We start from the raw sequence: 9,077 nt of genomic DNA on the forward strand, positions 1-9,077 counted from the left end.
GCCTTGTGGTCCTGGCTCGATTCCAGGACGTAGATGCTGGAGGAGTCGTCCACGAGGGCCAGGATCGACGCTTCTTCGCCCGTCAGCCGTTCCTCGATCACCACCACGTCGCCGGACGCGCCGAACGTCCGGTCCTTCAAGATCGCCTCGACCGCCTGGCGCGCCTCGTTCTGGTTGGCGCAGACGAAGACGCCCTTCCCCGCCGCCAGGCCCGACGCCTTGACGACCAGCGGCTCCTCGTGCTGGTCGATGTACCGCAGGGCATCGCGCAACTTCGTGAAGATGCGGAACTCCGCCGTCGGCACCGCGTGGTGCATCATCACCGTCTTCGACCACTCCTTCGACCCCTCGACCTGGGCCGCCTCGCGCGTCGGCCCGAAGATCCGGAGGCCCGCCCCCTGGAACCGGTCCACGATGCCGGCGACGAGCGGCTGCTCCGGCCCCACGACCGTCAGGCCGATCTTGTTGGCCTTCGCGAACTTCACCAGGTCGTCAATCCTCTCGGCCTCGATGGGCACGCACTCGGCGCACCGGGCGATGCCGGGGTTCCCCGGCGCCGCGTAGAGTTTCTTGCAGTGAGGCGACTGGGCGAGTTTCCACGCCAGCGCGTGCTCGCGCCCGCCGCTGCCGACCAGCAGAATCTTCATTGCGTCTCCTCTTCCGCCACACCTGTGGAAATCAGGACGGGCATTTTAGCGCCGCCCGCGCCCCCGGCTCAAGCAAAATGCCGGGGGTGCTTTGTGTGGCACGGCCGGTCTTGCCCGGCCGTGTCCCGGCGCGCCGGGACGCACGGCGGGACCCGCCTTCGCCCTTCGGGCTACGGCGTGGCAAGCAAGACCCGCCGTGCCACACAAGCCTGGCGCGGCACCGCGCCTGTTTGACCCCCGCGCTTGATTTGGCGGAACCGTCCCGCTACGATGCGTTGCGAGCGACCCATGCGCATTATTGCCGGGATTCATCGCGGGCGGAAACTCCTGGCGCCGGAGGGACTCGTCACCCGGCCGATGACCGACCGCGTCCGCGAAAACCTCTTCAACATCCTCGGACCTTATCTCGAAGGCGCGGTCGTCCTCGACCTTTTCTGCGGGTCCGGGGCGCTGGGCCTGGAGGCCCTGAGCCGGGGGGCGCACCTTTGCCAGTTCGTGGACGCCGACCCGGCCGCCGTCAAAGCCACCGAAACCAACGCCGCCACCCTGCGCTTAAGCGGCGAGGTGCGGATCGTCCGGCGGGACGCCCTTCGGCCGGGCACATGGATCAAGGCCCCCGGCGGCGCGGGCTACACACTGGTCTTCGCGGACCCGCCGTACCGTCTGACGGCCGACGAGGCCGGGCGCCAGCGCCTGGCCGAGATGGCCCGGAGTCTGGCGGACCTGGGGTGTCTGGCCCCGGGGGCCGTGGCGATGCTCCGCGCGAAGCGCGGCGTCCCGATGGACCGGCCCTGGCCCGGATTCAACTTGTTCGACGAGCGGACCTACGGCACGACGACGCTGTACCTCATGGAATACGCGGGGACGAACATTTAGCCGCCGCGCCCGCCACACGGATGGCGGGTAAACTTGCGCGGCGCGCTCGAGGCAATCGCATGACACGAGCGGACACAAGCCCCCCTGCCCGATACCACTATCTGGACCCGGACACGCTGGTCCGGCTGGGCAACCTGAACGTAGTCGCCCGCACGGTCGTCGAGGGATTCATCTCGGGCCTCCACCGCAGCCCCCATCACGGGTTCTCGGTCGAGTTCTCCGAGCATCGCCCCTACGCGCCGGGCGACGAGCCGAGGCACCTGGACTGGGTCGCCTACGCCAAGACCGACCGCTTCTACGTCAAGCAGTACGAGCAGGAGACGAACCTGCGGTGCTACATCCTCCTGGACTCCAGCGCATCGATGAACTATTCGAGCGGCCGGGGCCTGACGAAACTCGAGTACGGGTCGTTCCTGGCGGCGACGCTGGCGTACCTGATGACGCGGCAGCAGGACGTCGTCGGCCTGGTGGCGTTCGACAATCAGATCCGCCTGCACATGCCGCCCGGCGGATCGCCCGCCCACCTGAACGAAATGTGCCGGCGCCTCGAACACCTCAAGACGGGCGAGGTCACGCGCCTCGCCAAGCCGTTCCACGACCTCGCCGAGATGATCAAGCGCCGGGGCCTTATCATCGTCATCAGCGACCTCTACGACGACGAGAGCGAGGTCATCCGCGCCTTGCGCCATTTTCGGCACAAGAAACACGGCGTCATCCTGTTTCACATCTTCGACGCGGCGGAACTGGAGTTCCCCTTCCGCAAACTCACCCAGTTCGTGGACCTCGAGACCGACGAACGGTACCAGGTGGACCCCAAGGCCATCCGCGACCAGTACCTCGCGGAACTCCGCGCCTTCATCGACCGCCACAAGAAAGCCTGCTCGGACAGCGACTCCGAGTACCTCCTGACGGACACGAGCGTGCCGTACGACTTCCTCCTCCGGTCGTACCTGGCACGCCGCCAGCAAATGCGCTAGGCTCTGTCGAAGACATCCTTTCATCCTCCCTCTCCCTCGATGGGAGAGGGACGGGGTGAGGGTGGGGAAAGAAACAACGAATAATGAATGCCGAACAAGGAACCGCAGAACGCCGAAGGAAAAAGCAAAACGACCGGTCCCGGCGCGCCGGGATCGTTCCCTCATCCTTCTGCGGTTCGGCGTTCCTTGTTCATCATTCGTCGTTTCCTTCCCCCTCACCCTACCCTCTCCCACAAGCGGAACGTCCCGCCGGGGGGGAGAGGGGAAACAAAGACATGTTTTCAACAGAGTACTGCGGTGAACGATGGAAATGCTCGGTTTCGGATTCGTGTCGGCGTGGGCGACGGCGTGGCTCGCCGCAGGAGCGGTCTCCGTCTCCATCCCCATCCTCATCCACCTCCTCCACAAGGCGCGGGCGCCGACCGTCCCGTTCCCGACGCTGCGGTTTCTCCGCAGTGCGGCTGAGAAGACCGCCCGGCGCCGGCGACTCGAGAACCTCTTGCTCCTTGCCGTGCGGCTTCTGCTGTTTGCGCTCCTGGCCTTCGCGCTCGCCCGGCCGTTCCTATCGCGCGAGTTCGGCCTGTTCGGCTCGAACCCATCGGCTGCCGCCTGCATCGTCCTCGACAATTCCTATTCGATGAACGTGACCTATGAGGGCCAGACGCGCTTCTGGAAGGCCAAGAAGGAAGCCCGCGCGATCCTCGACAGCCCGTGGCGGCCCGCCCTGGCCGCCGTGCTCCTGACGAACCCCGGCGCCCTACCGGCGCCCGACCGGCTCGTCTCCGACCGCGCGAAACTCTTCCGCGACTTGGACACGGCCCAGGCGGCGAGCGGGCGCGCCGACCTCCCCGGAACGCTCAAGGCCGCCTACGCCCTCCTCGACAAGGCGGACGCCGCCGACAAACGCCTCTGGATCCTCACCGACCGCCAGGCCCTTTCGTGGGAGGGCATCGGGGACCTCGAAGAGCCGCGCAAGCATCCCGCCATCCCCGTGGCCGTCATCCGGCCGACGGAAGCGGCCTACGCGAACGTCGCCATCACCGCCGCCGAGGTCGTCTCCCGAAGCCGCGTCGTCGGCTTCCCCGTGCGCATCGACGTCACCCTGACGAACAGCGGCCCCGCCCAGGAGAAGCGGAACCTGCTCCTCTTTGTGGACGATTCGAGCCAGGCCCGGCAAAAGCAGGCGGTGGACCTGGCGCCTGCGCAGCATCCTGCGGAGGGGGGCGCGCCCGGCGCGACGCGCGTCGTCGCGATGACCCACGCCTTCGACAAGGCCGGCCCGCACCGCCTTCTCGTGGCCGTCGAGGGGACCGATTCGCTCGCCGTTGACAACACGCGCCGCATCGCCCTCCAGATCGCCGACCGCATCCCGGTTCTCTTGGTGAAGCAGGCGGCGGCCGACATCCCGTTCCAGGACGCGAACTTTTACCTGGTCCGCGCGCTCGACCCCGCGGGCGAAGGGGCCGATTTCCCTGGGGCCATCCGGCCGGTGGAGACCACGCCCGAGAACCTCGACCCGGCCACGTTCGGGCGATGGGACGCCGTCTTCCTGAACGACGTCGGCGCCCTCGCGCCCGCCACCGTTCGCGCCATGGCGGACTACGTCGCCTCCGGCCGGACGCTCGTCGTTTTCTGCGGGCCGCACGTCGTCCCGGCCGATTACAATCGCCTCTTCGTGGACGGCATTCCGCGCGAGGGCGGCCTGCTGCCCGCCCGCCTCAAGGAACGCGTCGGAAGCGCCGTCCTCAAGACCGACACCCGGAAAATCGTCCAGGTCCAGGGCCGGTCGCCGTACCTGGAGGACCTCGTCGAGTCGGCCGACATCTACCAGGGCGTCCTGGTGTACGAATACGTGCGGACCGACGTGGCGGCGGCCGATTCGGTCCTCGCGCGGCTCTCAGATGGCGACCCGTTCCTCCTCGAAAAGCCGTTCGGCGGAGGCCGCGTCCTCCTCTTCACCGCCGGCGCCACCACCGAATGGACGAACTTCCCCGTCCGGAACCTTTTTCTGCCGCTCATGATGCGCATCGTGCACCTGGCGGCGCGAGGCCAGACGGAGCGGCGAAACATCCTCGCCGGCCAACCGTTCGAAACCAACCTCTACCCCGACGTGAAGGAAGCGGTCACGGTCGAGGTCGCCGGGCCGCTCGGTCCCGCCGGCGAAACCGTCACCGAGAACCGCGAAACCCTCCCGGGCGCGTCGAACAATCTGCTGCGCTTCGACAAGACCTGGAACCTGGGGTACTACGCCTACAGCCTGCCGCAGCGCGGCGACGTCCGGGGCGTCTTCAGCACCAATCCCGACGGGACCGAGTCGGACCTGGCGGAGATCGCCGACGAGCGGCTCGCCGCCGACCTGGGCGCCCGCGAGACGCACGTCGCGGCCTCGTTCGACGACCTCGTCTCGCGCTTCCAAGAAACCGCCCGCCGCGAACTCTGGCAATACTTCCTCATCCTCTGCCTCCTGCTGGCGGTCCTCGAGCCGCTCCTGGCCAACTGGATGCGGCCGGAGGAGGAGCGCTCGCCGGGTGAACGGCACGCGCCCAGTAAACTGGGCGGCTAACTGTCGGCGCGCCGGGCGCGTGGGTCGCGCCATTGTACACACTTAGCCGCCGCGCTTGCGCGGCGCGCGCCGTTCGCTTAAATCGGTCGGCACGCGCTTGTCGCGGGTGGCCCGGCATGGTATCCTTCGCTCCCTGTCATGAGCACCGAGAAGCAACTCGCCGAGTCCGTCATCCGCACCTTGCACGACGCCGGCCACGAGGCGCTCTTGGCCGGCGGATGCGTCCGGGACCTCCTCCTCGGCCGGTCGCCCAAGGACTACGACGTCGCCACCGGCGCCCGGCCGGACGAGGTCCTGGCGCTGTATCCGAAGGCCCTCACGGTCGGGGCGGCGTTCGGCGTCGTCGTCGTGACCGAAGGGCCGGTCCAGGTCGAGGTCGCCACGTTCCGCGCCGAGCAGGGCTACGCCGACGGCCGGCGCCCCGACGCCGTCCGTTTCACCGACGCCCGCGAAGACGCCCGCCGACGCGACTTCACCATCAACGCCATGTTCCTGGACCCGGCGGACGGAAAGGTCGTTGACTATGTCGGCGGCCGGGAGGACCTCGAGGCCCGCCTCATCCGTGCGGTCGGCGACCCGCGCGGGCGATTCGCCGAGGACCACCTGCGGATGTTGCGGGCGGTCCGTTTCGCGGCGGAACTCGGCTTCGCCATCGAACCCGCGACGGCCGAGGCCGTCCGGGAACTTGCGCCGAGCGTGGCTTCGGTGAGCGGCGAACGCGTGCGGGAGGAACTCGCGCGGCTCCTGACGGCCCCGCCGGCCGGCCGGCGGCGCGGCCTGGAACTGGCCTGTGAACTCGGCCTTCTGGCCGTCCTCTTGCCGGAGGTCGAACACTTGCGCGACGAGCCGCAGCCCCCCGCCGTCCATCCCGAGGGCGACGTCTTCCGCCACACGCTCCTTTGCCTCGAGCACCTGCGGGAACCGACGTTCGAACTGTCCCTCGCCATGCTGTTGCACGACGTCGGCAATCCCGCGACCGCCCGGATGCGCGAAGGCCGCGTCACCTTCTATCACCACCAGCGCGTCGGGGAGGACGCCGCCCGGGCCGTCTGCGGCCGGCTGCGGATGAGCACCAGCCAGACGCGGCGCGTCACCTGGCTCGTCGCCCGGCACATGATGCTGATGAACTTCGACGAGATGCGCGAGGCCACGCTGAAGCGCCTCTTCGCCGAGGAAGGTTTCGAGGAACTGGCGGAACTCTGGCGGGCCGATTGCCTGGCGTCGGGCGGGTCGGCCGAAGGCTACGAGGCCCTGATGGCCCGGTACCGCGCGATGAGCGCCGAGGAAGTCCGCCCCGATCCGCTCGTCACCGGCCACGACCTTATCGCCCTGGGCCTCGCGCCCGGACCGCGCTTTGCCGACATCCTCCGCCAGGTGTATGATGCCCAACTGGAAGGCCGGGCCGGAACGAAGGAAGAGGCCCTGGCCCTCGCCCGCAGAATCGCCGACGAGCGATGCCAGCCATGACCCAAGCCGACACGGGAGCCCTGTCGCTCGACACGCACGGGCGGCCCATCACGCCAAGCCGGCTCCGCCGCGCCATCAACATGAACATCCTCGCCGGGGCCGGCGGCATAGCCTGGTACGCCGTCTGCTCCCCCCAGGCCGTCCTGAACGTCTTCTTCAAAAACCACCTGGGCGGGTCGGCCAGCGAACTGGGGCTCCTGGTGGCTCTGACGCAGTTGGCCGCTCCCTTCCACCTGTTGGCGGTGCTCATCTACGCGCGGCTCCGGACGCGCAAGGTCTTCTTTGCGGCGTCCCACATCCTGCACCGCCTGCTCGGGTACGTCCTGGCGGGGGTGGCCCTGTACGCCGCCCAGGGGGGCTCCAAGAGCCTCGGCATTTCGATCGTGACGGCAGCCTCGGTCACGAGTTTCGTCCTGGCGACGATCAGCGCCGCCGGATGGTGGTCCTGGCTCGCCGACCTCATCCCGGAAGGCGTCCGCGGCGCGTTCTTCGGTCGCCGCAGCACCATCATCCACGCCGCCAACGTCGTCTGGTTCTTTTCCGTCCAGGTCGCGCTCGACGCTTTCGGCGAGGGAAACATCTTCTACGTGTACACCATCGTCTTCGCGGTGGGCGGCACGCTGGGCGTCCTGGACATCCTCCTGCACACATTCATTCCGGAACCCCAGCAGCATCCCGGGGAACTGCGCGGCGGATGGCGCCGATTCATTCAGCCGCTGCGCAGCCGAAACTTCCTCCGCTTCTCCCTTTCCATCGGCCTGTGGTCCTTCGCGACGAGCATCCTGGGACCCTTCGTCGCCCCGTACATCACGGCCAGCGCGGCGGAGGGAGGCATCGGCGCAGCGAACACCTGGCTCGGCATCATGTACGTCATCACGCAGGCGACGTGGATCGCCACCGCCACGCCGTGGGGCCTCGTGATGGACCGCTTCGGCCGAAAGCCCGTCGTCCTCCTCGGCGCCATGCATCCCGTCATCCCCTGGATCGGGTACTTCTTCATGACGCCGGGCAACTACGCCTACATCCTTCCCGTGACGGCGATGGCGGCGGGCATCCTCGGCCTGGGATACTGGAACGGCGCCGCCCAGTTGATGCTCACCCTGACGCCGCAGAAAAACCGCACCGCCTTCGTGGCCTGGCACAGCGTCCTGGTGGGGACGATCGCGGCGGGCGGCTCGCTCGTGGGAGGCCAACTGGCCGACGCGCTGGCCGGCTTCCACGCGAATCTGGCGGGGGTGGCCGTCGGCAGTTTCCACGTCGTCGCCGCCGTCTCGTTCGTCATGCTCGCCGTCAGCCTCCTGACCCTCAGCCGCATCCGCGAAGGCCGCGAGAAGCCCGTCGGCTACGTCGTCTCGCGCCTCGCCAGCCCGGGCGTCTTCCGCACCTTCCTCAACCTGAGCATCATCGGGGGCGGCGGGGGGGCGACGTCCGCGCGGACCGCCCGCGCCCTGCGGAGCGTCGAACGGGGACCGGGCGACCTGGTGATGGCCGACGTCATCGCCCGCCTCGACGACCCCGACCATGAAGTCCGCGAAGAGTCCGCCCGCGCCCTGGGGCGCATCCGCTCGCCGGACGCCGTCGACGTCCTCCTCGCGTGCCTGCGCGACCCGCACTCCAGCATCCGACCGCAAGCGGCGCGCTCGCTGGGGCAGATCGGCGACCCGCGCGCCGTCGAGTCCCTGACGCAGTGCCTCGAAAGCGCGTCGGCGGACCTTCGGCAGGCGTGCGCCGACGCGCTCCACGACATCGCCGGCCGCGAACCGGCGCCGCCCCCGCCCAAAGCGACGCGGGCCCTTCGCACGATGGAACGCGCCGACGAGGACCTGCCCGCGGCCGACATCATCGCACGCCTCGACGATGCGGACCACGAGGTCCGCGAGGAGGCGGCCCGCGCCCTGGGGCGCATCCGATCGCCCCAAGCGGTCGAGGCCTTGCTGCGGCACCTGTGCGACCCGAACTCGACCATCCGCCCCCAGGCCGCCCGCGCCCTGGGGCAGATCGGCGACGGCCGCGCCATCGAAGCCCTCACCGAGTGCCTCGCGAGCGGATCGGTCGAACTTCAGGAGGCCTGCGCCCAGGCGCTCGGCGATGTCGGCGGCCGCACCCCGCTGCGCCGGCTTATCAGCCTCCTCGGGGAGCAGCACCACGAGCGAGTCATCGTTTCCGGCGCCGAGGCCGTCTCGGAGCACGGCATCGTGGAAGCCGCCTGGGAAATCCTCCCCCGAATGCACACCACGCAAAACCCCGTGCTGCGGCGCCAACTGGCCATCGCCATCGGCAACCTGCTGGGCCGGCCCGGCGAGTTCTATCCGTACCTGACCGGCGAACGCGCCCAGGAAGGCCGGCGCCTCGGAACGCTCGTCCGCCGCGCACGCCGCGCCATGGCTGCCGTCCGCCGGCGGCTTCCGCGCGACACGAGGGCGAACGTCCTGTGGGACGATCTGGGCGACGAACTGGGGCGCGTGCGGGGCCTCATGGAAGGTCAATCGTATCGGGCGGCCATCGAGGCCCTTTACGGAATCGTCCGCCGACTGGTCGCCGCCGTCA

General features: G+C 69.1%; 6 protein-coding genes. 5 read left to right on the forward strand and 1 reads right to left on the reverse strand.

The features are described 5' to 3' along the window. On the reverse strand, positions 1 to 647 hold a 647-nt coding region (locus NTX40_05415; GenBank protein ID MCX5648520.1), incomplete at its 3' end, for an ATP-grasp domain-containing protein. Positions 648 to 935: 288 nt separating this feature from the next. Here NTX40_05415 and rsmD point away from each other — a divergent pair. From rsmD to NTX40_05440, 5 genes are all read left to right on the forward strand, one after another. Continuing rightward, positions 936 to 1,523, forward strand: a complete 588-nt coding sequence (gene rsmD / locus NTX40_05420) for a 16S rRNA (guanine(966)-N(2))-methyltransferase RsmD (GenBank protein ID MCX5648521.1) — start codon at positions 936 to 938, stop codon at positions 1,521 to 1,523. A gap of 59 nt (positions 1,524 to 1,582) precedes the next feature. Continuing rightward, positions 1,583 to 2,500: a DUF58 domain-containing protein gene (locus NTX40_05425; GenBank protein ID MCX5648522.1), complete on the forward strand. Its 918-nt coding sequence runs from the start codon at positions 1,583 to 1,585 to the stop codon at positions 2,498 to 2,500. A gap of 310 nt (positions 2,501 to 2,810) precedes the next feature. Beyond that, positions 2,811 to 5,063, forward strand: a complete 2,253-nt coding sequence (locus tag NTX40_05430) for a VWA domain-containing protein (GenBank protein MCX5648523.1) — start codon at positions 2,811 to 2,813, stop codon at positions 5,061 to 5,063. A gap of 138 nt (positions 5,064 to 5,201) precedes the next feature. Next, a complete protein-coding gene (locus NTX40_05435; GenBank protein MCX5648524.1) occupies positions 5,202 to 6,530 on the forward strand; it encodes a CCA tRNA nucleotidyltransferase in 1,329 nt (442 codons plus the stop codon). Further along, positions 6,527 to 9,077, forward strand: a 2,551-nt coding sequence (locus NTX40_05440) for an MFS transporter (GenBank protein ID MCX5648525.1), incomplete at its 3' end; no start/stop codon positions are given. The genes NTX40_05435 and NTX40_05440, both read left to right, overlap by 4 nt.

This window comes from Planctomycetota bacterium (assembly GCA_026387035.1).
Classification (GTDB): domain Bacteria; phylum Planctomycetota; class Phycisphaerae; order FEN-1346; family FEN-1346; genus JAPLMM01.